Annotated in this window: 22 protein-coding genes and 1 pseudogene; 12 read left to right on the top strand and 11 right to left on the bottom strand. The window is 63.8% G+C overall.

What is annotated here, in order from left to right:
• Nucleotides 1-138: 138 nt before the first annotated feature.
• Nucleotides 139-1,047, bottom strand: a complete 909-nt coding sequence (locus JG743_RS27520) for a hydrogen peroxide-inducible genes activator (RefSeq protein ID WP_202294837.1) — start codon at nt 1,045-1,047, stop codon at nt 139-141.
• Between the two features lie 140 nt (nt 1,048-1,187).
• Here JG743_RS27520 and katG point away from each other — a divergent pair, with 140 nt between their 5' ends.
• Nucleotides 1,188-3,383, top strand: coding sequence for a catalase/peroxidase HPI (gene katG / locus JG743_RS27515; protein ID WP_202294834.1), 2,196 nt, complete (start codon nt 1,188-1,190; stop codon nt 3,381-3,383).
• A 76-nt stretch (nt 3,384-3,459) separates the two neighbouring features.
• Here the strand turns inward: katG and JG743_RS27510 are convergent, their stop codons facing one another.
• Nucleotides 3,460-4,137 carry an MIP family channel protein gene (locus tag JG743_RS27510; RefSeq protein WP_202294831.1) on the bottom strand — a complete coding sequence of 226 codons (678 nt, stop codon included), beginning with the start codon at nt 4,135-4,137 and terminating at the stop codon, nt 3,460-3,462.
• A 330-nt stretch (nt 4,138-4,467) separates the two neighbouring features.
• Between JG743_RS27510 and JG743_RS27505 the strand changes: the two genes are divergently transcribed.
• From JG743_RS27505 to guaA, 6 genes are all read left to right on the top strand, one after another.
• A complete protein-coding gene (locus tag JG743_RS27505) occupies nt 4,468-5,757 on the top strand; it encodes an RsmB/NOP family class I SAM-dependent RNA methyltransferase (protein WP_202294828.1) in 1,290 nt (429 codons plus the stop codon).
• A gap of 95 nt (nt 5,758-5,852) precedes the next feature.
• Nucleotides 5,853-6,311, top strand: a complete 459-nt coding sequence (locus JG743_RS27500; RefSeq protein WP_202294825.1) for a PaaI family thioesterase — start codon at nt 5,853-5,855, stop codon at nt 6,309-6,311.
• Between the two features lie 3 nt (nt 6,312-6,314).
• Nucleotides 6,315-6,950: a 5'-methylthioadenosine/S-adenosylhomocysteine nucleosidase gene (locus JG743_RS27495; RefSeq protein ID WP_202294822.1), complete on the top strand. Its 636-nt coding sequence runs from the start codon at nt 6,315-6,317 to the stop codon at nt 6,948-6,950.
• A gap of 216 nt (nt 6,951-7,166) precedes the next feature.
• Nucleotides 7,167-7,382: a hypothetical protein gene (locus JG743_RS27490; protein ID WP_202294819.1), complete on the top strand. Its 216-nt coding sequence runs from the start codon at nt 7,167-7,169 to the stop codon at nt 7,380-7,382.
• Nucleotides 7,366-7,848, top strand: a complete 483-nt coding sequence (locus tag JG743_RS27485; RefSeq protein ID WP_202294816.1) for a MarR family winged helix-turn-helix transcriptional regulator — start codon at nt 7,366-7,368, stop codon at nt 7,846-7,848. The genes JG743_RS27490 and JG743_RS27485 overlap by 17 nt, the downstream gene beginning before the upstream one ends.
• A gap of 56 nt (nt 7,849-7,904) precedes the next feature.
• The gene (gene guaA / locus JG743_RS27480; RefSeq protein WP_202294813.1) at nt 7,905-9,467 is read left to right on the top strand and encodes a glutamine-hydrolyzing GMP synthase; all 1,563 of its coding nucleotides are present in this window, start codon (nt 7,905-7,907) and stop codon (nt 9,465-9,467) included.
• Between the two features lie 338 nt (nt 9,468-9,805).
• Here guaA and JG743_RS27475 read toward each other — a convergent pair whose 3' ends face one another.
• The 8 genes and pseudogenes from JG743_RS27475 to JG743_RS27435 all read right to left on the bottom strand — a co-directional run bounded on the left by JG743_RS27475 (nt 9,806) and on the right by JG743_RS27435 (nt 15,893).
• Entirely contained in the window at nt 9,806-10,102 is a 297-nt protein-coding gene (locus tag JG743_RS27475) for a putative quinol monooxygenase (protein ID WP_202294810.1), read from the bottom strand.
• 36 nt (nt 10,103-10,138) lie between these two features.
• A complete protein-coding gene (locus tag JG743_RS27470) occupies nt 10,139-11,215 on the bottom strand; it encodes a class I SAM-dependent methyltransferase (protein ID WP_202294807.1) in 1,077 nt (358 codons plus the stop codon).
• A 260-nt stretch (nt 11,216-11,475) separates the two neighbouring features.
• A pseudogene (locus JG743_RS34255) lies at nt 11,476-12,183 on the bottom strand (NAD(P)H-dependent oxidoreductase).
• 28 nt (nt 12,184-12,211) lie between these two features.
• On the bottom strand, nt 12,212-12,688 hold the full coding sequence (locus JG743_RS27455) for a DoxX family protein (protein WP_202294798.1): 477 nt from the start codon (nt 12,686-12,688) through the stop codon (nt 12,212-12,214).
• A gap of 11 nt (nt 12,689-12,699) precedes the next feature.
• Nucleotides 12,700-13,485 (bottom strand): HvfC/BufC N-terminal domain-containing protein, encoded by a 786-nt coding sequence (locus JG743_RS27450; RefSeq protein WP_202294797.1) that lies wholly within the window; start codon nt 13,483-13,485, stop codon nt 12,700-12,702.
• Nucleotides 13,472-14,497 (bottom strand): MNIO family bufferin maturase, encoded by a 1,026-nt coding sequence (gene bufB, locus JG743_RS27445; protein WP_244672930.1) that lies wholly within the window; start codon nt 14,495-14,497, stop codon nt 13,472-13,474. The genes JG743_RS27450 and bufB overlap by 14 nt, the downstream gene beginning before the upstream one ends.
• Nucleotides 14,498-14,539: 42 nt before the next feature.
• Entirely contained in the window at nt 14,540-14,809 is a 270-nt protein-coding gene (locus tag JG743_RS27440; RefSeq protein ID WP_202294793.1) for a BufA1 family periplasmic bufferin-type metallophore, read from the bottom strand.
• A 232-nt stretch (nt 14,810-15,041) separates the two neighbouring features.
• Entirely contained in the window at nt 15,042-15,893 is an 852-nt protein-coding gene (locus JG743_RS27435) for a patatin-like phospholipase family protein (RefSeq protein ID WP_244672929.1), read from the bottom strand.
• Between the two features lie 326 nt (nt 15,894-16,219).
• Here JG743_RS27435 and JG743_RS27430 point away from each other — a divergent pair, with 326 nt between their 5' ends.
• From JG743_RS27430 to JG743_RS27410, 5 genes are all read left to right on the top strand, one after another.
• Nucleotides 16,220-16,495 carry a hypothetical protein gene (locus tag JG743_RS27430; protein ID WP_202294790.1) on the top strand — a complete coding sequence of 92 codons (276 nt, stop codon included), beginning with the start codon at nt 16,220-16,222 and terminating at the stop codon, nt 16,493-16,495.
• A 199-nt stretch (nt 16,496-16,694) separates the two neighbouring features.
• Nucleotides 16,695-17,609: a LysR family transcriptional regulator gene (locus JG743_RS27425; protein WP_192252710.1), complete on the top strand. Its 915-nt coding sequence runs from the start codon at nt 16,695-16,697 to the stop codon at nt 17,607-17,609.
• A 191-nt stretch (nt 17,610-17,800) separates the two neighbouring features.
• Nucleotides 17,801-18,301: a cupin gene (locus JG743_RS27420; protein ID WP_202294787.1), complete on the top strand. Its 501-nt coding sequence runs from the start codon at nt 17,801-17,803 to the stop codon at nt 18,299-18,301.
• Nucleotides 18,302-18,393: 92 nt separating this feature from the next.
• Nucleotides 18,394-19,596, top strand: coding sequence for an MFS transporter (locus JG743_RS27415; protein WP_202294784.1), 1,203 nt, complete (start codon nt 18,394-18,396; stop codon nt 19,594-19,596).
• Between the two features lie 43 nt (nt 19,597-19,639).
• Nucleotides 19,640-20,104, top strand: a complete 465-nt coding sequence (locus JG743_RS27410; RefSeq protein WP_202294781.1) for a DUF302 domain-containing protein — start codon at nt 19,640-19,642, stop codon at nt 20,102-20,104.
• Between the two features lie 63 nt (nt 20,105-20,167).
• Here the strand turns inward: JG743_RS27410 and JG743_RS27405 are convergent, their stop codons facing one another.
• Nucleotides 20,168-21,079 carry a LysR family transcriptional regulator gene (locus JG743_RS27405; RefSeq protein WP_202294778.1) on the bottom strand — a complete coding sequence of 304 codons (912 nt, stop codon included), beginning with the start codon at nt 21,077-21,079 and terminating at the stop codon, nt 20,168-20,170.
• Nucleotides 21,080-21,090: the final 11 nt, after the last annotated feature.

Here is a 21,090-nt window from a genome sequence, read left to right as displayed (position 1 = left end):
GACCCTATATGGTCGCGGCGGACGGCTTCAACGGATATGCCCATGCTTCAACAGAATTGTCCGCCACAGGATCACCTGGGCGATCACGTTGATGTGAGTCCGTCACCTCGCCGCTCGGCATGCGGCCTGATCAGTTCCTCACACCGCCAGCACGGCCTCGCCAAGCCCCCGAACGATCTTCGCCAGCTCCACGCATTCGTCGTGCCGCGCCTTGTTGCGGCGCCAGGCGAGGCAGATCGTGCGCTGCGGCATCGGCTCCTGGAACGGCACGATCTTGAGGTCGGGGATGGTGCTGGCCGGCCGCATCGCCATTTCCGGGACCAGCGTCACGCCGAGCCCATGCGCCACCATCTGCAAGAGCGTCGTCAGGCTGGTGGCGCCGTAGCTCGCCATCGCCACCGGTCGCACATTGCCGCACACCGCCAGCGCCTGCTCGCGCAGGCAATGGCCTTCCTCCAGGAGCATCAGCCTTTCCAGCGCCGGGCTTTCCGGCGGCACCGGCGGTGAGGCGAACGCCGGGTCGCCTGATGGCACGGCAAGAAAGAAACGGTCGGGGAAAAGTTCCTCGGTGACGAGCCCCGGATGCTCCAAAGGCAGGGCGGCGATGAAGGCGTCCAACCGGCCGGAAGCCGCGTCCTCGACCAAGGATGCGGTCACCGCCTCGCGCAGTTCGAGTTGCAAGACCGGGAAATGCTTTCGCAATTCCGGCAGCACATGCGGCAGCAGATAGGGCGCGACCGTCGGGATGATGCCCAGCCGGAAGCGGCCTTCCATGGCGGGGCGGCCGCGCCGGGCCGTCGTCTCGACGTCACGTATGTCGGCCAGGATGCGCTCGATGCGTGGCTGCAGGGCCAGCGCCTCGTCGGTCATCCGCACCGTCTTGCCACCGCGCTCGAACAGACGGCAGGTCAGCCGCTGCTCCATCTCCGCGATCTGCGCGGACAGCGCCGGCTGGCTGACGCCGGCGAGCTTGGCGGCGCGGCCGAAATGCAGCGTCTGCACCAGCGCGTCGAAATATTGCATCTGCCGGACGGTGAGGCCAATCATAAGAAAATCCTATCGGAAAAAACAGGAAAGGCAATTTGTCTTTATCGTCTCGCCGGCCTAGTCTGGAATCGTTCCAGATTGGAGCGGCCGCTGGCCGCCCCTGGTGAAAAATCAAATCTCGGCAAAAATCGGAGAGCAAGATGGACGCGAAAACCGACGACAACAGCGCGGGCAAATGCCCCGTGGCGCATGGCTCCGGCGGCCGGACCAATCGTGACTGGTGGCCGAACCAGCTCGACCTCGGCGTGCTCCACCAGCAGTCGAACCTCTCGGACCCGATGGGCGAGGATTTCGACTACGCCAAGGAATTCAAGAGCCTTGATCTCGATGCGGTGATCAAGGACTTGCACCATGTGATGACGGATTCGCAGGATTGGTGGCCGGCCGACTTCGGCCATTACGGGCCGCTGTTCATCCGCATGGCCTGGCACAGCGCCGGCACCTATCGCATCGGTGACGGCCGCGGCGGCGCCGGCGCCGGCCAGCAGCGTTTCGCGCCGCTGAACAGCTGGCCGGACAACGCCAATCTCGACAAGGCGCGCCGCCTGCTCTGGCCGGTCAAGCAGAAGTATGGCCGCAGCATCTCCTGGGCCGACCTGATGATCCTCGCCGGCAACGTCGCGCTGGAATCGATGGGCTTCAAGACCTTCGGCTTTGCCGGCGGCCGCGCCGACGTCTGGGAGCCGGAGCAGGACGTGAACTGGGGTTCCGAGGCGAAGTGGCTCGGCGACGAGCGCTATTCCTGCGACCGAGAGCTCCACGGCCATCTCGGCGCCGTGCAGATGGGCCTCATCTACGTCAATCCGGAAGGCCCGAACGGCAAGCCGGATCCCTTGGCCGCGGCGCGCGACATCCGCGAGACCTTCCGCCGCATGGCCATGAACGACGAGGAGACGGTGGCGTTGATCGCTGGCGGCCACACCTTCGGCAAGACCCATGGCGCCGGCGATGCCTCGCTGGTCGGCGCTGAGCCGGAAGGCGCCGGCATCGAGGCCCAAGGCCTCGGCTGGTCGAGCAAATACGCCACCGGCATTGCCGGCGACGCCATCACCTCCGGCCTCGAGGTCACCTGGACGACGACGCCGACCAAATGGAGTAACAACTTCTTCGACAACCTCTTCAACTACGATTGGGAGCTGACGAAGAGCCCGGCGGGCGCCCATCAGTGGACGCCGAAGGGCGGCGCCGGCGCCGCCACCGTTCCGGACGCGCACAACGCCTCGAAGCGTCACGCGCCGGCGATGCTCACCACCGACCTCTCGCTGCGTTTCGACCCGGCCTACGAGAAGATCTCGCGGCGGTTCCACCTGCATCCCGAGCAGTTCGCCGACGCCTTCGCCCGCGCCTGGTTCAAGCTGACCCACCGCGACATGGGCCCGGTCGTGCGCTATCTCGGCCCGCTTGTGCCGAAGGAAGAGCTGATCTGGCAGGACCCGGTCCCGGCGATCGACCATGAGTTGGTCAGCGAGCAGGATATCGCCGCGTTGAAGGCCAAGATCCTGGCCTCTGGCCTGTCGGTCTCCGAACTGGTCTCGACCGCCTGGGCCTCGGCGTCGACCTTCCGCGGCTCCGACAAGCGCGGCGGTGCCAATGGCGCCCGCATCCGGCTCAGCCCCCAGAAGGACTGGGAAGTCAACCAGCCGGCCGAGCTGTCGACGGTGCTGGCAAAGCTTGAAGCGATCCAGAAGGAGTTCAATGCCGCGCAGTCCGGCGGCAAGAAGGTCTCGCTCGCCGACCTGATCGTGCTCGGCGGCGTCGCCGCGGTCGAGAAGGCGGCGAAGGATGGCGGCCACGACGTCAAGGTGCCGTTCACTCCGGGCCGCACAGACGCCTCGCAGGAACAGACGGACGCCCAATCCTTCGCCGCGCTCGAGCCGGTCGCCGATGGTTTCCGCAACTACGCCAGGGGCAAGCTGCCGCTATCGGTCGAGGCGCTGCTGGTCGACCGCGCGCAGCTGCTGACGCTGACGGCGCCGGAGATGACGGTGCTGGTCGGCGGTCTCAGGGTGCTCGGCGCCAACACCGGCAAGTCGAAGCACGGCGTGTTCACCGACCGGCCGGGCACGCTGACCAACGACTTCTTCGTCAACCTGCTTAGCATGGCGACGGTCTGGGACCCGGCTTCGGGCTCTGACGAGATCTATGAGGCGCGCGACCGCAAGACCAAGGCGGTCAAATGGACCGGCACCCGCGCCGACCTGATCTTTGGCTCGCACGCCCAGCTGCGTGCGCTTTCCGAGGTCTACGGCTCGGTCGACGCCAAGGACAAATTCGTCAAGGATTTCGTCAAGGCGTGGACCAAGGTCATGAACCTCGACCGCTTCGAGATCGCCTGATCCTCGAACGAGCGCTCACTGCAAGAAAAAGGCGCGGGGCTCAGCCCCGCGCCTTTTGCATTCGATCTTCGAACAATCAGTCCTTTTCGAAGATGCGCGCCTTGGCGACGACGCCGGCGATGGCGCCGCCGATCAGCGGGGCGACGATGAACAGCCAGAGCTGGCTGAGCGCGGCGGCACCCGAAAACAGTGCCGGACCGATCGAGCGGGCCGGATTGAGCGAGGTGCCGGTGACCGGGATGATGGCGAAGTGCAGCCCGGCCAGCGTCAGGCCGATCACCAGTCCGGCGAAAGCCGTTGCGTGCTTTTCGGCGGTGACACCGAGGATCACGGTGACGAAGGTGAAGGTTCCGATCAGCTCCCACAGGAAAGCCGAGCTGACGCCCCATTTCGCTTCGTCCCAGCCATTGGCGCCGAAGCCGCCGGTATGGCCGCCGACCTGGCCGGAGACGATGATCCAGAGCGCCAGCGAGGCGAGGATGGCGCCGATGATCTGCGCGATCCAGTAGGGAACGACGTCCTTTGCCGGCAGCCGGCCGGCGAGGAAGGCGCCAAGCGTCACGGCCGGATTGAGATGCGCGCCCGAGATCGGCCCGATCGCATAGGCCGCCGCGATGAGGCCGATGCCGAACGCCAGGCCGATGCCTTCCTGGCCGAGCGGCAGCGCGCCGCCGAAACCGCCCGTGACCACAGAAGCCGTGCCGATGAACACCAACAGAAATGTGCCTAGAACTTCCGCGAGATAAGTCTTCATTGCCCTCTCCTCCTATCGATCCGCAAATCCGCTTTCCTGCGTCGCGAATCACAGTCGGAAGAGTATTCGCAACCGGAAACCTTGGAAAGCTGAGTGGTTAATCCAGTAGGCTTGCTTGTATCCGCCAGTCAAAACATTAGACACCTTTCATGTTCAGGTTGATTTGTTCTTGTTTTCCGCTGAGGATCGACTGCGTCGAAAAGCGTTCCGTTTGTCGTACGCGGGATGGCATTGGACAGGCCGTTTTGGCCTCATCGCAACAGAACTGTTTCAATCGGAGCAGGAAAGGCTCTAAGAGCAGGACTGAAAGCAACGGTTGACGGAGCAGGAATGAGACTGGGCGGAAGGCTGGCGGCGGCCATTGAAGTTCTGGAGGACATTGGCCGGCGTCACCGGCCTGTGGCCGATGCGTTGCGCGACTGGGGCCTGTCGCATCGTTTCGCCGGCGGCGGCGACCGCGCGGCGATAGGCAACATCGTCTATGACGCGCTGCGCCGCAAGCGTTCCGCCGGCTGGCTGCTTGGCGACGACACCCCGCGCGCCATCGGCTTCGGCGCCTTGCTGCTCGAATGGGGCCAGACGGCACAGTCGCTGAACGATGCGCTGGACGGCGACCGGTTCGCGCCGCCGCTCCTGAGCGACACCGAACTGAAGGCCGCCGCTGGGCGCCAGCCGGCCGATGCGCCGGACGCGGTGCGGGCCGATATTCCCGACTGGTGCGTGCCGCTGTTCGGGCAGGCTTTCGGCGACGCCTGGGTCGCGGAAGGATCGGCGCTCGCCGCCCGCCCGCCGCTCGACCTCAGGGTCAACACGCTGCAAGCCGACCGTGGCAAGGTTCTGGCCGAACTCAACGGCACCGGCGCCGCCGCCGCGAACATTGCCGCGCAAGGCATCCGCATCCCGCCGATCGATGGCGACGGCAGGCACCCCAACGTGCAGGCCGAACCGGCCTTCCAGAAGGGCTGGTTCGAGGTCCAGGATGAGGGTTCGCAGATCGTCGCGACACTGGCCGGCGCCGAGGCCGGCATGCAGGTGCTCGACTATTGCGCCGGCGCCGGCGGCAAGACGCTGGCGCTGTCGGCCGAGATGGACAATCGTGGCCAGGTGTTCGCCCATGATGCCGAGAAGGCGCGGCTGGCGCCGATCTTCGATCGCATCCGGCGGTCGGAAAACCGCAACATCCAGATTGTCAGCAAGCCCGCCGAACTGGCCCCGCTTTCAAACCACATGGATATCGTGCTGGTCGACGCGCCCTGCACCGGCAGCGGCACTTGGCGGCGCCGTCCCGACGCCAAATGGCGGCTGACGCAGAGACAGCTCGACCAGCGCCGGGGCGAACAGAGGGAAATCCTCGACACAGCCAAGGGCTTCGTCAAACCCGGCGGCTTGCTGGTCTACATCACCTGCTCGGTGTTCGACGCCGAGAACGGCGAGCAGGTGACCGATTTTCGCGCACGCCACGGCGACTTCACACCCGTTGACCACCGCAAGCTTTGGGACGGCCGCTTTCCCGGCCATCAGGCCGCCGCGCGGATCGGCGCCGGTGGCGGCATCTCGCTGTCGCCGGCGCTTAGCGGCACCGACGGGTTCTATGTCTGCGCGTTGCGCAGGGCGGGCTAAGGCCGGCGATCCGGCATTGTTGCACTGCAACATAAAAGATTGCTTGCGCGGCGTGCCTCTGCAATAAGCTTTCCCAGCAAATGAAGGCGACGGCCATGGCAGCAAAGATCGTACCCGCTCCCGATTATGAGGACCGCGTCCGGACATCCTTCGCCCGGCAACAGGCGATGACGACCATCGGCGCCGAGCTGACCCTGGTGACGCCCGGCATCATCGAGATCGAGATGCCCTATTCGGCGGCGCTCACCCAGCAGCACGGCTTCCTGCATGCCGGCGTCATCTCGACGGCGCTGGATTCGGCCTGCGGCTATGCCGCCTTCTCGCTGATGCCGCAGAATTCCAGCGTGCTGACGATCGAATTCAAGGTCAATCTGCTCGCGCCGGGCAAGGGCGAGCGCTTCCTGTTCCGCGGCTCGGTGACCAAGCCCGGCCGCACCATCATCGTCGCCGACGGCCAGGCCTACGCCTTCGCCGCCGACGGCGAGGCCAAGCTGATCGCCACCATGACCGGCACCATGATGACGGTCGTCGGACGTGACGGGATCGAAGGATAGTCCATGGCAATCGCTGTGCGGATTGCGGGCAGGGACGTTCTCTTCGTCATGGCCGCCGAGGCCGAATACGGCCCGCATCTCAGAAAGCTGTTCACTCCGCTGATGACCGGCGTCGGACCGGTCGAGGCCGGGGTCAGGCTGGGCGCCGAGCTTGCCCGGCTGAAGGTGGAGAAGGCGCTGCCGGATCTTGTCGTCTCGCTCGGCTCGGCCGGCAGCCGCACGCTGGAGCAGGCGGAGATCTACCAGGCGGTTTCGGTGGCCTATCGCGACATCGACGCCTCGCCTCTTGGATTCGAGAAGGGCGCGACGCCGTTTCTCGACCTGCCGGTCACAGTGCCCCTGCCGATAAGGGTTCCCGGCATCAGGGAGGCGTCGCTGTCGACCGGCGGTGCGATCATCTCCGGCGCCGCCTATGATGCGATCGCCGCCGACATGGTCGACATGGAGACCTTCGCCTGCCTGCGCGCCTGCCAGCTGTTCGGCGTGCCGCTGATTGGGCTCCGCGGCATTTCCGACGGCGCTGCCGACCTCAGGCACGTCGGCGACTGGACCGAATATCTGCATGTCATCGACGAGAAGCTGGCCGGCGCGGTCGGCCTGCTGGAGCAGGCGATCGGCGAGGGCCTGCTTGGCGCCTGACGCCTGCTCCGGATCAGGTGGCCAGGTGCTGCGGATCGCCGAAATCGATGCGTGAAATGCGTCCGCGAGCGGCGCCGGTTGCATCGAGATAGTCGATCGCCCCCGTGAGTGATCGAGTTTCCATGAACCGGTGGGACCGTCTGTCCATGCAACCTTGTAGCCGTCGTCGAGCAGCGCCCAAAGTCCGTGGAAGCGGGTGCCATCGGGCAAGAGCATATGCGCCCGATCGTCGGTTTCGTAGTGGATGAAGGCGTTCTTGCCGCCCATGTCGATGACATGCGTGGTGCCGACCATGATAATGGCCAGCGTATCCCTGTTCAGTATCGTCATTGTCCCTATCCATGGGTTCGCGTTTCGAAATGCCTCGACGGGATGGATATCGTCAAGTATCTTGACTATATGGAGTTTGGATCAAGTGGTCAAGGAGCTTGACGAAAAGGCCGTGACGCTGCCCGATCATGTCGGCTGGCGATTGTGGCAGGCGAGTCGCGCATGGCAGACGGAATTCGTTGCCGCCATGCGCGCGGCCGGGCATGGCTGGTTCAGCGAAGCGCGCGCCGGGTTGCTTGGCCATATCCCCCGCAACGGCACGCGCCAGTCGGCGCTGATCGAGCGCGCGGCGATTTCCAAGCAGGCGATTCAGCAGCTTCTCGACGGGCTGGAGGCGGAAGGCGTGCTGGAGCGCCTGCCCGATCCGCGCGACGGGCGCGGTAAGCTGGTGCGCTACACGCGCAAGGGGCTGGACGCCTTGCAGGACGGCGACCGCATCAAGCTCGAGATCGAACGCGGCTACATCGCCCGCATCGGCCGAGAGCGTTTCGCGGCGCTGATGGACGCCTTGCGCTCACTCGATGCCGGGCTCGCAGACGCGCCGGAGCAAGCGCCGGAATCGAAGTAAGCCGTGCGACCGCGCAACCCATTGCGCAGACTCATTTCTTTCTCTAAACGCTCGCCATGAAAACAGCCAATCGCTCCGACACCGTCCTGATTGTCGATTTCGGCAGCCAGTTCACGCAGCTCATCGCCCGCCGCATCCGCGAGGCCGGCGTCTTTTCCGAGATCGTGCCGTTCCAGTCGGCCGAGGCGGCCTTCAAGCGCATCAATCCGAAAGCGGTGATCCTGTCCGGCGGCCCGGCCTCGACCAGTGATATCGGCAGCCCGCGCGCGCCGCAGATCGTCTTCGAGGCCGGCGTGCCGGTGCTCGGCATCTGCTATGGCCAGATGGCGCTTTGCGTGCAGATGGGCGGCGTCGCTGAAAGCTCGAACCATCGCGAATTCGGCCGCGCCTTTGTCGAGATCGAGAAGGAGAGCCCGCTGTTCGAGGGCCTGTGGGCGCCCGGCCAGCGCCACCAGGTGTGGATGAGCCACGGCGACCGCGTCATCTCGCTGCCCAAGGGCTTCGAGGTGTTCGGCAGGTCGGAAGGTTCGCCCTTCGCCATCTTCGGCGATGTCGAGCGCAAGATGTACGGCATCATGTTCCATCCCGAAGTGGTGCATACGCCGGATGGCGCCAGGCTGCTCAGGAACTTCGTCCACAACATCGCCGGCATCGAGGGCGACTGGACGATGCGGGCCTATCGCGAGCATGCCGTCGAGGCGATCCGCAAGCAGGTCGGCAAGGGCAAGGTGATCTGCGCGCTGTCGGGCGGCGTCGACTCTTCGGTTGCGGCACTGCTCATCCATGAGGCGGTCGGCGACCAGCTCACCTGCATCCTCGTCGACCATGGGCTGATGCGCAAGAACGAGGCCGCAGGCGTGGTGGAGATGTTCCGCCAGCACTACAACCTGCCGCTGATCCTGGTCGACGCGTCCGACCGCTTCATCTCGGCGCTGGAAGGCGAGGCCGACCCGGAGAAGAAGCGCAAGACGATCGGCCGGCTGTTCATCGAAGTGTTCGAGGAAGAGGCCAAGAAGCTCGGCGGCGCCGATTTCCTCGCCCAGGGCACGCTCTATCCCGACGTCATCGAGAGCGTCTCCTTCTCCGGCGGCCCGTCGGTGACGATCAAGTCGCACCACAATGTCGGCGGCCTGCCCGAACGCATGAACATGAAGCTGGTCGAGCCGCTGCGCGAACTGTTCAAGGACGAGGTGCGGGCTCTCGGCAAGGAGCTCGGCCTGCCCGAAAGCTTCATCGGCCGCCATCCGTTCCCTGGTCCCGGCCTGGCCATACGCTGTCCGGGCGGCATCTCCCGCGAGAAGCTGGAGATCCTGCGCGAGGCCGACGCCATCTATCTCGACGAGATCCGCAAGGCCGGTCTCTACGACGCCATCTGGCAAGCCTTCGCCGTGCTGCTGCCGGTGCAGACCGTCGGCGTGATGGGCGACGGCCGTAGCTATGAATTCGTCTGCGCGCTTCGCGCCGTCACCTCGGTCGACGGCATGACCGCCGACTTCTACCACTACGACATGAACTTCCTCGCCGCCGCCGCCACCCGCATCATCAACGAGGTACGGGGCATCAACCGCGTCGTCTACGACGTGACGTCGAAGCCGCCCGGCACAATCGAGTGGGAGTAGAGGGATACAAACGGCGGCCTTAGCGTAGTTTCGGTGACGACTTTCGCTGTCGAAAATTGTTTTCGTGTCCGTATCTCACTTCAGCTGAACTGGCATTCTCCATCTCCGATCTGGCAAGTCCGATCTGCGCCCATATGCCCTATGAAGTAAAGAGTTTTCAAAAAGGGAGGGGGCTACAGCGTAGAACGGCGTGCGCAAAGGCGGGTCTGCTTCGCGCCTCAGGCCGGTTGCGACGGCCGACTTGCCCGCTAACTTAAAGTAGCCATTGCGTGTGCCGAGATCGAGGCGCATTGCCGGACGTTCGGTTGCGGCAGCGTTCGGTTTTTGGCTCCGCCGCTTCACCCGATGTCGGCAACGACGGTTCCCGAGACGGGATCGGTCACGCCGAGGTCGCCGCCGAGGTCCTCCAGCATGTCGCGCATCGTATCCAGGAGCCCGATCATTTGCGGCCGTGCCGCCGCGAGGCTGTCCATGTCGTTCCATTCGCCGACGATGCAGAAGGTGCGGTCGCCGGTCTTGATGAGCGCGCCCTTGCGAAAACCCTTGACGTCGAGGGTCGCCTTCTTGTGCGCGTCGATGAACGCCTGTTCCTTGCCGGGTTTGGTGCGGAACCGAACGACGTTGTAAGCAGTCATGACTTCCTCCCATCGAAAAATGTCGCCTAATGAACCTTAAGGACGTGCCTCGAGCACCATATTGAACGGTGTCTCGGTGGCGCGGCGGAACCGCTTGAACCCGCCGCCGGATACGACCTTGCGCAGCCTTGCCTCGCCGGCCTGTGCGCCGAGCCCCAGCCCAACCTCCTGCGACAGCGAGGCAGGCGTGCAGATGAAGGTCGAGGCGGCGTAGTAGATGCGGCCGACCGGATTGAGGTTCGCCGAAAGCTGGTCGTTGGCGAAGGGCTCGACGATCATCCAGGTGCCGTCCGGCTTCAGCGCCTTGTGCACATGTTTGGCCGCGCCTTCCGGATCGCCCATGTCGTGCAGGCAGTCGAAGAAGGCGACAAGATCATAGGTGCCGGGGAAATCCTTGGCCGGCGCCATCTCGAAGCTGGTGTTGCCGGCAACGCCGGCCTCCTTCGCCGCGGCCCGGGCGCGCTCGATCGACGGGGCGTGATAGTCGAAGCCGGTGAAGCGCGAGTTCGGGAAGGCCTTGGCCATCAGCACGGTCGAGGCGCCGTGGCCGCATCCGACATCGGCGACGTCTATGCCGCGCTCCAGCTTCTCGACGACACCGTCGAGCGCCGGCAGCCAGGAGCCGATCAGATTGGCGTTGTAGCCCGGCCGGAAGAAGCGTTCGGTGCCGCGGAACAGGCAAGCGCTGTGATCGTGCCAGCCGAGCCCCTTGCCGGAGCGGAAGGCCTGCCTGACCTTCTCCTCATCCAGCCACAGCGTCGAGACCACCTCGAACGCGCCGGCCATGAAGGCCGGGCTGTCCTCGTTGACGAAGACCTGCTCCTGCTCGGGGCTGAGGTAGAAGCTGTCGCCGGCCTCGTCATATTCGACATAGCCGGCTGCCGCCTGCGCCGAGAGCCATTCGCGGACCAGCCGTTCCTGCGTGCCGGTCCTTTTGGCGAGCTGGCCGGCGGTCATCTTGCCGCCCTCGCTCATGGCCGAGAACAGGCCAAGCCTGTCTCCCAGCAGTACCGCCGCTCCGGTGGTGATGGCGCCGAGATCGCCGACCATCTTTCCCAGCAGCGCTTCCAGTTTTTCCTGATTGGGCTGATTGTCCTTGTTGCGCTCCAGCATCGGCTTTCTCCTCCAGCTCGATCCCAAACACTCGCCACGGGCGACAAGCCTGCTCCCGTCACCAGAATGGCCTCGCCTAACAGTCCATTGTTCGCCCCGTGGCAACCGACTGTTACAACTTCACAGCAACGTGACCGCTGCCTGGGAATTCTCAGCAAGAGCAGGACCTCAAACCGTCGGCGCATTGGAGTGAGCGTGCTAGCTCATGAATTGCGGCCGGCGTGCGGCGTCCTGCCCTAGTGAACTGGGCAAGGCTTCTCTCACGCCGATTTCAAGACATAGGCGTCGTCGAAGTCCGCGAGCTTCGGATAAGCGATAGTGGGGGCGTGTGCGAGGCTGAGGACGCGCTCACGGTAACGATCGAGGCAGGCCCGGCGTTCGCCGTCGCTGTCGCGCGCAGGTGCGTGCACAAGGAACGGCTCGATCACCGTGAAGCCGACAAAGTAGAGCATCCCGTGGTTGATTGGGAACAGGATTACGTCGATCGGGCCGTTCAGTCCTCGGCTCGAATAGATCGGCGGGGGTCCGCCGATTGTGACGGAACACATCGCGCGCTTTCCCGCGAAGACGCCGCGATCATATCATTTGCCGCCACCATAGATCCTGCCGCCCGACGCGAACACTCGGTCAACCCAGCCTTTGAGGATCGCCGGCAGCCCGAACCACCAAAGCGGAAACTGCAGGATCAAGACGTCGCACCAGAAAAGCTTGTCCATCTCCGCCTGGATGTCTGGAGCAAATCCGTCGTGGGCGGCCGCATTCGCCTCTTCAGCCTGCTGGCGGTAGTGGGTCGCGTCGCGCACGGTCGTGAAGTTGCGGCGATCTGATACTGGATTGAAGCCCATGGCGTAGAGATCGGAAACAACGACCTCGTGTCCCGCCGCAGACAACGCCCCCTGCGCCGCGCGGGTCAGGGCGCCATTGAAGCTGTTGGGCTCGGGGTGGGCGTGAACGATGAAGATGCGCATCGTGCTTTGTCCCACCCGGTCGGGATGTTCATTTGCTAGACGCCGAAAGGTTTCGGTCGGCGACATAGTCGAGCGAGAAAACACCGGCGCCGCGCGTCAGCACGAGAAGCAGTAACGACGCCCAAAGCAGGTGCTCTGCCCAGTTTTCCGGATAAACGAAGATCTGAATGACAGACACGACGCCGAGCAGCATCAGCGCTGCAAGGCGCGAAAACAGCCCGAGGAAAATCAACACCGAGCCCGTGAGTTCTGCGGCCGTCGCGAGCGGCGCCGCGATAGACGGATCGATGAACGGCAGATTGTATTCATTGGCAAACAGCTGCAGCGTCACCGGCCAGGATGCCAGTTTCGACTGCGCGGATTGCCAGAAGACATGTCCGACCGCGATACGGGCCGCGAGCTGGATCAGCGAAAATGGAATGCGTTCGGGCAGCTTGATGATGCGCCGGCAGACGCCGACCAAGCCGCTCGGGCTGGTCGAGGGATGATCTGAAATTGCGGTCATGACTGTCTCCATCAGTTTGAGAGGTTATGCACGGTGATGCGCACGTTTGTGACGAGCCCGTCAGCGAACAGTCGCACGAGCGCTGACACGAGTTCGAAGTTCGGTTCGAGCGCAAGCGCGCGGCTTGCACCATGTTCGAGGCCGAGGCCGTGCTTGAGAGAATGCCGGAAGGCGAAGTCGGCACGGTCGAGGAGAACCAGGCGGACGCAGTTCCCGGTCCGCCACAACGCCACGCGTTCGGGACGTCTCGCCCAGGTGCAATGCCGATCGACTGTTGTGCCCTGCTGGTGCGCCGTCCACACTGACAGAATCGACCAGTGTGAAACGATCAGCCTGAGCGATGGCTGCAGCAGGATATCGGGTGAAGGTCCCAGGTCGATCTTGTCATAGTCCGCAAGGCTGCGGGCTGGCAACGAAGCCGTATCGAGTGCCTCGGCGATGGCCCATTCGAGCCGCGCCGTTTCGGCGACGATAGGCATGTCGGACAGCGTGTCGATCGTCTTCAGGAAGCGCGGGAAGCCGGCGCCGTAGCGCGACAGCCGCGACTCCACCGGCGGATGGCGTCGGATGAATTCGCTCGCCACGAAACGGAAGAAGCGTTCGTCGACCAGGCGCACGGTGACGGGAAAGACCGCCATCAGCACCGCGGTGAGCGAACTGCGCGTGTTGTTCTGGTAGATGCGCAGGCGGGCCAATGGATCGGCCTTGCCGGCGGTCAGCATCTTCGCGGAGACCATTGGTTCGATGGCAAGCACCGAGCGCGCCATGGTGGTCTGCAGGTTTTCAAGCGGCAACATCGTATCCTCCTTCCATTGGCGCCAACGCTACCGGTATGGTTGCTCCGGCCTTTGCGGCAGCGAATGCTGCCAGCACTGGCATACTGGTCCCCACGCTTTCGAAGCGGGTGAGGGACATCGGTCGGGGTTTGGCTGCCTCAGCCTGTCTCGCAGCCTGCTTTCGGTTGAACATGATCGAAGCGGTGAGCATGTCGGCCCACATGGCTTCGCCAAGCAGCACATCGAGAACCGGGACATCGGTGTCCCATTCGATCAGGGTGGGGCGCGGTCCGAGCCGGCCTATGGCATGCTGGTACAGGCTCCAGACGACCGGCGGCACACGCGAGCCATGATCGTCGATGAGCACGGTGTCGGCCCCGACCTGGTTCGTCGCATGGCCGGCGAGATGGATCTCGCCGATGGCATCGGCCGGCAGCGCGTCGATGAAAGCTCTGGCATCATACTGCAAATTATGCGCCGAGACCTGGACATTGTTGACGTCCAGCAACAGGCCGCAGCCCGTTCGCGCCACAAGCTCGGCCAGGAATTCAGCCTCGTTCATCGAGGAGTCGGCAAAGGCGACGTAAGCGGACAGATTTTCGATCAGCACCTGCCGCTTCAGCGTATCCTGGACGGTCGCGACATTGCGCGCCACGATCGACAGCGCCTCTTCATCATAGCGCAGCGGCAGCAGATCGTTGAGGTAGGCGCCGTCGGCGACGCTCCAGGCAAGATGCTCCGAAACGAGATCGGGCTGGAAGCGCTCGCACACCCTGCGCAGCCGCTCCAGATGATCGGGGTCCACTCCTCGCGCGCTGCCCAGCGACAGGCCGACGCCGTGCACCGACAGCGGATAGGTCTGGCGCAGTCGTTCCAGCGCTTCGACGCCGGCGCCGTCTCCCATGTAATTCTCGGCATGAACCTCGAGCCAGCCAGCGGAAGGCCTGCGGGTCAGCATTTCACCGATGTGAGGGGAGCGAAGACCGATGCCCGCTGATGCGGGGATCGGGAGGGGCTGCAACGCACGGGACATCGGTCTGCTCCTTTCAAGGGGTTGGCGTGAAGGCTGGATGGTTCAGGCCTTCGGCTTGTCGCTGCCGCCGGTGATCTTGGCGCAGCTGCCGGCGGGCACGTAGAGCCAGGAATCCGGCTGGTTGTCGGCGGTGGCGGTGCCGGCGCAGGAATGCGTCGCGGTCTGGCAGTCGTTCTGGCCAGCCTTGACGACGCCGTAGCATTTCTCGAAGGCGAAGCCGGGCTTGGCGGCGGGGCCGCTGTAGGCCGCCGTAGCGGCGAGCGAAGTGGCGGCCGCAAGGGCCGATCCGATGAGGATTTTGCTGTTGATCACGGTCGTGTCTCCTGGTTGCGTTTCGAGTGAAAGACTGGCCTTGCGACCTGTCTGCAGGCAGTGTCCCCGATCCGGATGCCGAGCTGAAATGCTGTCTCGGCATGGATTTGATACGCGGTCACTATGCTGAAGCGGCTGCACGCAAAAAGCCCTCCGGCGGGGGAACCGGAGGGCTTGGCGCCTGCTTTCGGGAGTATGCGAAGCAGGCGCGGCTAGGCGGGAGGGGAGGCGCCTAGAGGTATCGGTTCTTGCCGTCGACTGCCGAGCATTCGTCTGCGACGGAATTGTCGGCGAAAAGCCAGTCCCCGGCACGTTCGCGCCCCCGGTCACGCATGTCGGTCAGTTCACCCCAGTCGGTCCACGGCCGTGTGAACAGTGCCGCGCCGGCGCGGTGTTGGCGGTCGAAGATGGCGTGCGTTGGGGCGCACTTCATCGCACAAGGAGTGGCGGCGAGGCGGCGATCCGCGCACGGCGTCGTGAACAGTGTCGGCTTGCCGGTGACCACCAGCCGATGACCGGTGTCCAGCTGCAGGGCCGGCAAAGCCGAAAGGTCGCCGTCGCCCCAATAGCTGTCGCCGTCGATCTCGACCGCCGGGAAGAGAAACGGGATGGTGGCGGCCGCAAGGATCGCGTCGATCGACAACTGATCGCCGGCGAAGATCTTCACCGCATCGGTGCGGGCATTGGAGGCCAGGATGCTCAACTGCAGCGGCCGGTTCTTGTCGCGGATTACCGCAATATCGATCGACTGTTCCAGGATCGATCGCAGTGGGCTTGCCGCATCGGCGGCAAACATCGATGCGTGGCTGACGCGTCGCCAGAAGTTGGCGAGCGCCGTCCGCGCGCCGCGCCGGCCACCCAGGGCCAGCCCATAGGCCAGGACCACGGCCTCCATCGCGCCGAAGCCGGACGCGGTGATGTTGCAGATGGAAAGGCTGGGTTCGTCAAGCAAGCGGTCGAGGACACCCCAGACGAAGGCGCCGTGCGCGTCGCTCGCCAGGACAATGTCCACCACCCGCCGGTCACCCACTGCAGGCCTTGCAATGAGGGCATGGTCGGTCTCGGTTCCGGTCTGGATATGCATGTTTCAGTCTCCATCCCCAAAACGCCAGGCTGGGCGTTTGATGGAAAGACTGCCGCAACTCCTTCCGTCGGCGAAATGCCAAGGTGGCATGAACTCCATAGGCAGATTGCATTGGCTGCGATCGCCCACGCGCAGCAAGCTTTGTCAGCCAGGCGAAAATCCTGGGGTTCTGCTTTGAACCCGCGCCAGGATGGCATTGGCAAGTTGGCGGCCGGTTGCAGCAAAGTCCATCTCAGCAAGGAGGAACCACAGAGTCTTAAATTGGTGCCGATCATTACCGCAGTCGTCGATAGGACGATTGCTCAACCCCAGAGAAGGATCTTACCATGAATATCAAGGCCATCTGCCTCGGTGCCTTTGCACTTTCCGTTCTGAGCGGCGTTTCGTTCGCCGGCGCGCTCGACGAGCCGTCCAACATGCAGCCCTTCTTCACCGACGCCAGCATGAAGACGATGAAATCGGATGCCGACTTCAAAGCAGCCTGGGGCGCCATGTCGAAGGACAAGCAGGATGCTATGAAGAAGGAATGCAACGACGCGGCGATGAGCAAGCCCCATGCCGAATTCTGCGTGAAAGTGCATGAGCTCGGCGGCAACAGCTGAACATCACCCGGCTTTCCAGATCAGAACCGAGCGCGATGGCGAGCAACTTGCTCGCCATCGTCCGTGCAAAGCCTTCAGTGACGCCGACCTGCGCCAGCCAATGACGGTATGCTATGAACTTCATAGCATACCGTCATTGGAACGATGATGTCGTTTGCGCAAAGGTTCGTTTAGCAAAACGCAACGTGGAGCGATCGGCATGGACGTTCATCACATCCGCTACTTCCTGGCCGTGTGCGAGACGCGAAACTTCACGCGCGCCGGCGAAAAGTGCAACGTCACTCAGCCGGCGCTGTCGCGCGCCATCCAGCAGCTCGAGGACGAGGTCGGCGGCCTGCTGTTTCGCCGCGAACGAAACCTGACCCACCTGACCGATCTGGGCGCGCTGCTGCGCCCCCGGTTTCAGCAGATCCTCGACGAACTGACCGGCGTGCGGCAGGAGGCGTCGAGGTTCTTGTGCCTGGAAAATGCCAACCTCAAGGTTGGCGTCATGTGCACCATCGGTCCGCGCCGCTTCACCGGCCTGCTAGCCGATTTCAACAGACGCCAGCAAGGCATCCAGCTGCAGCTGGTGGAAGGTGTGCCCGCCTCGCTCTCGCAACTGCTCGAATCCGGTGAAATCGACGTCGCCATCATGGCGTCCAGCGACAGTTTTCCGGAACGGTTCGATGTCACGCCGCTCTATCGCGAGCGCTTCGTCCTGGCCTTTCCAAACGGCCATCGGCTGGCTCGCAACGACAATGTCGCCATCTCCGAGCTCGACGGCGAGAACTATTTGAGGCGACTGAACTGCGAGTATCGCGATCATCTCGCCGGCCTGTGCAACGACCGTGGCGTCAAGCTCAGGATCTCCTATGCGAGCGAGCGCGAGGACTGGATTCAGAACATGGTTTCGGGTGGTCTCGGAATCTGCTTCATCCCGGAGTTCAGTGCGGTGATCCCGGGCTTGCAGGTCCGGCCAGTCATCGATCCCGAGGTCTGGCGGGAAGTCTCTCTGGTGGTCGTGGCCGGGCGCAGGTTCTCGCCGGCGGCATCGGCCTTCGTCAACAGCGTCAAGGCGCATGGCTGGCCGGAAAGTGCCATCCCTCAGGCGCTTCGCAAGACGGCAGCCTGAAGAAGACTGCAGAAATGATGGTTGCGCGCCGCAAGTCCTGTTGTGCGCCGTTTCGTGCCACTCGCGACAGCCGACGATAGTTTTCAGGTATCGATTTAAGAGCCAGTCAGCATTTCTCTTTCCTCTAGGTTGCCGTCACTCTCCTCTCATGCCCCGCCTCTGCGATTGGGCACTGACAAAGGAGAAATAACATGGCTTTCAAGACTATTGCATTGCGGGCGCCGCTGAATCTGGCGCTGACCCTCGGACTGCTAACCGCGACCGCTGCGTTTTCCGTGGCCCCGGTTTTTGCCGGCGATTGCCCCGCCGGCCAGGCGGCCACGACCAACATCCAGGAGCATCCCGGCAAGCCGGTCGGCGTGACCGACACGGTTCTCTCGGCAATCGACCTGAGCAGCAAGGGCGAAGCCTGGAAAGGCAACATGCTGCGTCTGCGCAAGCTCGTCGTTCAGCCCGGCGGCGTCGTGCCGTGGCACGAGCACAATGTCCGCCCGGCCAACATCCTGATCGTCGAAGGCTCGATCACCGAATATCGCAGCACCTGCAAGGTCGGTATCGAACATCCGGCCGGCGACGTAACCGCCGAGTTCGGCCAGCTCGCCCATTGGTGGAAGAACAACGGCAAGGTTCCGGCTGTGCTCTATTCGGCCGACGTCCTGCCGCCTGCGATGCCCGACGACCACATGATGTAAGCCGCGCGTTGCGGTGAGCAGATCCCTGCATCAGCAACTGAAAGCGCGTCCTCAGGCGATCGCCTGGGGACGCGCGGCCACGGAGTCCTGCCATGACGACCAGTGAACACACCGAACCGACGCGGCTTCGCATGGTTGCCGCGGACAGCTGGCGCTTCGGCCTGATAGCGCTGATCGCGTTTCTCACGCTTGTCGATCTGTTCGCCACCCAGGCCATCCTGCCTTCACTGGTTATGAAATTCGGCGTCAGTCGAGCAACCATGGGCTTTGCGGTCAATGCCAGCACGTTCGGCATGGCGGCGGCAGGGATCGCGGTCGCTCTCTTCGGGCGCGGCATCGATCGGCGCAATGGCATCTGGATCAGCCTAACGGTGCTGGCGATACCGACGACGCTTTTGTCGCTCACCGACAGCATCGTGATCTTTGCCCTGTTGCGCGTCGCCCAGGGCTTGTGCATGGCGACCGCGTTCACGCTGACAATGGCCTATCTCGCCGAACACTTTTCCTCGCGGCAGACGACCAGCGCACTTGCGGCCTATGTGACGGGCAACGTCGCCAGCAATTTTTTCGGACGGCTGATGTCGGCCGCCGTCGCTGACACGTTTGGCATCTCCACCAACTTCCTGACCTTCGCCGCTCTCAATCTGATTGGCGCTGCCCTCGTCTGGCTCACCCTGCAGAAGACATCGGCAATGATGCGCGCTGACGCCAAGAGCGAGCGTGCCCGCGCCACCTGGAAGGGCCCGTTGATGAACGTCGAGCTGCGTGCCTGCTTCACCATCGGCTTCCTGATCCTCTTCGTCTTCATAGGCACCTTCACCTACGTCAACTTCCAACTCGTCGCTGCGCCGCTATCGCTGTCGCCGATGGCGCTGGGACTGGTGTATTTCGTCTTCCTGCCTTCCATGCTGACCACACCGCTCGCCGGGAGGATTGCCGCGAGGGTCGGACCAAGGGTCGGGATCGGCGCAACGCTTGCATTGGCCATCCTGGGTTTGCTTCTGCTTCTGGCAAGCAGCCTGCCGGTGGTCCTTTCAGGAATGGCGCTGGTCGCCATCGGCACCTTCCTGGCGCAGGCAATCGCCACCGGGCATGTCAGCCGGACCGCATCGCGCGACCGCGCCGCCGCGAGCGGCATCTACCTTGCCTCCTACTATGCGGGCGGGCTCGTCGGCAGCTTGGTCATCGGACAGGTCTACGACCGGATTGGCTGGGCCGCATGCGTGGCCGTGCTCGCCGCAGTCCTCGCATGCGCCATCGCGGTGGCGCGCGTGCTGCAAACACCGAAGACCTGAGACTTTAGGACCAAAACTAGGCAATCCAACCAAGGAGACTGACATGAAAAGCTACGTGAAGACCATGATAGCCGGCGCCGCCATGATGATGGCCGTCGTCGCCTCGGCGGCCGCTTCGGACGGTGTCGTCACCGTGAAGAGCGACTATTCCGTCGCCGAAACCGTCGCCCGCATCAAGAAGGATGTCCTCAAGAAGGGCATCAAGTTCTTCGGCGTCATCGACCAGGCAAGGCTTGGCAAGAATGCCGGCAACGACGTCAAGCCGTCGCGGCTGGTGATGTTCGGCAATCCGGCTCTCGGCACGACCTTCATCACCTCCAATCCCGAGGCCGGTCTCGACTGGCCCGTTCGCGTCCTGGTCTACCAGACCGCGGACGGAACGGTTTACGCCGCCTACAGCGATTTCGACTGGATCGCCGAGCGGCATGGCATCACCGACCGCGAGGCGCAGTTCAAGATGGCGACCGAAGTCATCCAGTCCGTGACGTCGACGATCAGAAAGAACTAGTGCGGATGATGTGAAGGAGATCCGCCGCCGGGCATGCGAGGCAGCCTGCTTCTCGCGACAGCGCTACTCGGCGGCGGACAACGCCTTCGCCCGTTCGCCGAACCATCGTTTCTGCGTGGCCTCGCGCACCAGTGCGCCAACCGCCGGCGAATGCCTGCGGCCGCGCACGGTGACGAGATTGACCTCGCGCCAGAATTCCGGCTCGGTGATCGGCAAGGGCACCACGCCCGGGTGCTTGGCTGTATGTTCGGGCATGAAGCCGAAGCCAAGCCCGGCGGCGATCATCGCGAGTGTCCAATCGTCGCGATCGCTCCAGTAGACGGGGCTGACGGTGACGCCCTGCTCGGCGAGAATGGCATCCGCGTAGCCGGCAAACTCGCAATTGTTGCGGTGGATGTAGCTTTCATTGCTCATATCCTTCACCCGCACGCTGCGCTGATTGGCGAGGCGATGGTTCAGATGGACGGCCATCACCATCTGCTCCTGGAAGAGCGGAAGCGAGTGCACTTCCTCGTCGGGCACATTCGACGGCAAGGCATAGATGGCGGCTTCGAGATCGCCTTCGAGCAGCCGTCGCCGCAAGCTCTTGGCGTCTGAATCGCAAAGGTGAAGCTCCACGCCGGGGTGATGCCCACGTACGGCCGCTATGAGCTCGATGATCTCGTCCGGCGCAATCGTGCTCATGATGCCGACCCTGAGCGGCATCTTCTTCAGATGCACATACTGCTCGGCAATCTGCTTTGCCTGGCGGGAATTCTCGAACACACCCTCGAGATAGGTCTCGACCATGCGGCCGAGCTCGGTGAGATGGGTGAAGCGGCGCTCGCGGTGGAAAAGCGCCCCGCCAAATTCGTCCTCGAGCAGTTTTATGGCGCGCGAGAGTGCCGGCTGCGTGACGTTGCACTGCTCGGCCGCCCTGGTGAAATTCAGCTCCTTGGCTACGGCCAAGAAGTATCTGACCTGGCTGATCTCCACTGCACGCTTCC

Source organism: Mesorhizobium sp. 131-2-1 (assembly GCF_016756535.1).
Taxonomy (GTDB): Bacteria; Pseudomonadota; Alphaproteobacteria; order Rhizobiales; family Rhizobiaceae; genus Mesorhizobium.
Note: the sequence above shows the minus strand (reverse complement) of the source record. Positions and strands in the feature narration are given on the sequence as shown.

Bases quoted from the DNA above. Each gene is read 5' to 3' on its own strand.
- JG743_RS27520 (WP_202294837.1), bottom strand. From the start codon at position 1,047: ATGATTGGCCTCACCGTCCGGCAGATGCAATATTTCGACGCGCTGGTG.
- katG (WP_202294834.1), top strand. From the start codon at position 1,188: ATGGACGCGAAAACCGACGACAACAGCGCGGGCAAATGCCCCGTGGCG.
- JG743_RS27510 (WP_202294831.1), bottom strand. From the start codon at position 4,137: ATGAAGACTTATCTCGCGGAAGTTCTAGGCACATTTCTGTTGGTGTTC.
- JG743_RS27505 (WP_202294828.1), top strand. From the start codon at position 4,468: ATGAGACTGGGCGGAAGGCTGGCGGCGGCCATTGAAGTTCTGGAGGAC.
- JG743_RS27500 (WP_202294825.1), top strand. From the start codon at position 5,853: ATGGCAGCAAAGATCGTACCCGCTCCCGATTATGAGGACCGCGTCCGG.
- JG743_RS27495 (WP_202294822.1), top strand. From the start codon at position 6,315: ATGGCAATCGCTGTGCGGATTGCGGGCAGGGACGTTCTCTTCGTCATG.
- JG743_RS27490 (WP_202294819.1), top strand. From the start codon at position 7,167: ATGCGCCCGATCGTCGGTTTCGTAGTGGATGAAGGCGTTCTTGCCGCC.
- guaA (WP_202294813.1), top strand. From the start codon at position 7,905: ATGAAAACAGCCAATCGCTCCGACACCGTCCTGATTGTCGATTTCGGC.
- JG743_RS27475 (WP_202294810.1), bottom strand. From the start codon at position 10,102: ATGACTGCTTACAACGTCGTTCGGTTCCGCACCAAACCCGGCAAGGAA.
- JG743_RS27470 (WP_202294807.1), bottom strand. From the start codon at position 11,215: ATGCTGGAGCGCAACAAGGACAATCAGCCCAATCAGGAAAAACTGGAA.
- JG743_RS27455 (WP_202294798.1), bottom strand. From the start codon at position 12,688: ATGACCGCAATTTCAGATCATCCCTCGACCAGCCCGAGCGGCTTGGTC.
- JG743_RS27450 (WP_202294797.1), bottom strand. From the start codon at position 13,485: ATGTTGCCGCTTGAAAACCTGCAGACCACCATGGCGCGCTCGGTGCTT.
- bufB (WP_244672930.1), bottom strand. From the start codon at position 14,497: ATGTCCCGTGCGTTGCAGCCCCTCCCGATCCCCGCATCAGCGGGCATC.
- JG743_RS27435 (WP_244672929.1), bottom strand. From the start codon at position 15,893: ATGCATATCCAGACCGGAACCGAGACCGACCATGCCCTCATTGCAAGG.
- JG743_RS27430 (WP_202294790.1), top strand. From the start codon at position 16,220: ATGAATATCAAGGCCATCTGCCTCGGTGCCTTTGCACTTTCCGTTCTG.
- JG743_RS27425 (WP_192252710.1), top strand. From the start codon at position 16,695: ATGGACGTTCATCACATCCGCTACTTCCTGGCCGTGTGCGAGACGCGA.
- JG743_RS27420 (WP_202294787.1), top strand. From the start codon at position 17,801: ATGGCTTTCAAGACTATTGCATTGCGGGCGCCGCTGAATCTGGCGCTG.
- JG743_RS27415 (WP_202294784.1), top strand. From the start codon at position 18,394: ATGACGACCAGTGAACACACCGAACCGACGCGGCTTCGCATGGTTGCC.
- JG743_RS27410 (WP_202294781.1), top strand. From the start codon at position 19,640: ATGAAAAGCTACGTGAAGACCATGATAGCCGGCGCCGCCATGATGATG.